Origin of the sequence: Plantactinospora sp. B6F1 (genome assembly GCF_040120695.1) — a bacterium.
GTDB lineage: Bacteria > Actinomycetota > Actinomycetes > Mycobacteriales > Micromonosporaceae > Plantactinospora.
The window spans coordinates 1-1180 of sequence record NZ_JBEEAC010000095.1; the positions used below are offsets into that span (position 1 = coordinate 1).

Consider the following 1180-nt stretch of genomic DNA (forward strand, 5'->3'; position numbering starts at 1 on the left):
TACAGAGGTTGAAAGGCTGACGTTCGGGTCGTCACGGTGGTTCGGGGTCGAGGGTCATGCCGGTGTTGACGAAGAAGCCGGCGAGGAGATGGGTCTGTTGCTGGCAGGCTCGTAGTCGTTGTCTGACCATGCCGGCGAGGTGGTCGACGCTGTTGGCGGCGATGTTGGTGAGCCCGCGTTTCATCCAGCGCCAGACGCCCTCGGTGGGGTTGAGGTCGGGCGCGTAGGGCGGAAGGCGGATCACGGTCAGCCAGGTCCGGGCGGCGATCAGGGCGTGCATGCGGCGGCTGACGTGCACGTTGAGGTTGTCCCAGATCAGCACGATCGGCGCCTGGAGGCGTTGGTGGGCCTGGTCGAGGAAGGCGATGTAGTCGTCCTCGCTGAAGCTGCCGCGTTCGCCCGTGCGGCCTCGGTGCAGCCGGGTGCGCCACATCAGCCGGCCTCGTTGTCCGGGCTTGAGGCAGACCAGGCCGGCGATGGAGACCCGGCCGGAGCCCTTGCCGCAGACCTCGACGACGGGCGTGTGTCCGCGCCGGGCCCAGGTCCTGCTCACCGGCGGACGTAGAACCTGACCTGCCTCGTCCTGGAAGCAGATCCAGGCGTTCCGCGCCGCCGCTAACCTCTTACCGACGGCCACCGCCTACCGTGCCAGGTCGCGATCGCCTCCGGGTCACGTTCGACCGCCCGGCGGGTCGGGACCTGCTGGCTGTAGCCCATGCGGTGCAGTAGATAGGACACCCCGCGCAGGGTGTAGCCGACCGCGAAACGACGTTCGATGACCTCGGCGACACGGGCCAGCGTCCACCGGGCGTCCTCCCAGCCGTGGACCAGAGGACCTTCATCGAGCACCTGGGCGAGTTCTTTGCGCTGCTCAGCGGAGAGTTTGCAGTCCGAGCCGCCCGGCCCGGCCGACGCCAGGGCGTTCGTTCCGCCGGCTACCCATCTACGTCGCCACTCACGGACGGACTTCTCGGAAACCCGCAGCTCAGAAGCGATCTGCGTCGTCGGTTTGGACTCCTCGAACATGGTCGCGGCCTGGATCCGGACCTTCTCACGCCGGACCCGGGCTGCCGCGTTCATGCCACCACCAGCCGGATACCTCATCACCCCGACCTACCCAAACCATCGACGCGGATCACGCGGACACGTCGAGGGACGTCAGCCTTTCAACCTCTGTAGC

At 67.5% G+C, this 1180-nt stretch carries 2 protein-coding genes; both read right to left on the reverse strand.

From position 1 onward, the window contains the following. Positions 1-31: 31 nt before the first annotated feature. Positions 32-637 (reverse strand): transposase, encoded by a 606-nt coding sequence (locus ABNF97_RS33930; RefSeq protein WP_349341067.1) that lies wholly within the window; start codon positions 635-637, stop codon positions 32-34. Then, complete coding sequence (locus ABNF97_RS33935) at positions 616-1080, reverse strand: winged helix-turn-helix domain-containing protein (protein ID WP_349341068.1); 465 nt, start codon at positions 1078-1080, stop codon at positions 616-618. Before ABNF97_RS33935 ends, ABNF97_RS33930 begins: the two co-directional genes overlap by 22 nt. Positions 1081-1180 lie beyond the last annotated feature (100 nt).

What these genes read in the sequence shown, in the direction of transcription:
- ABNF97_RS33935 (WP_349341068.1), bottom strand. Translation starts at nt 1,080, where the DNA reads ATGAACGCGGCAGCCCGGGTCCGGCGTGAGAAGGTCCGGATCCAGGCC.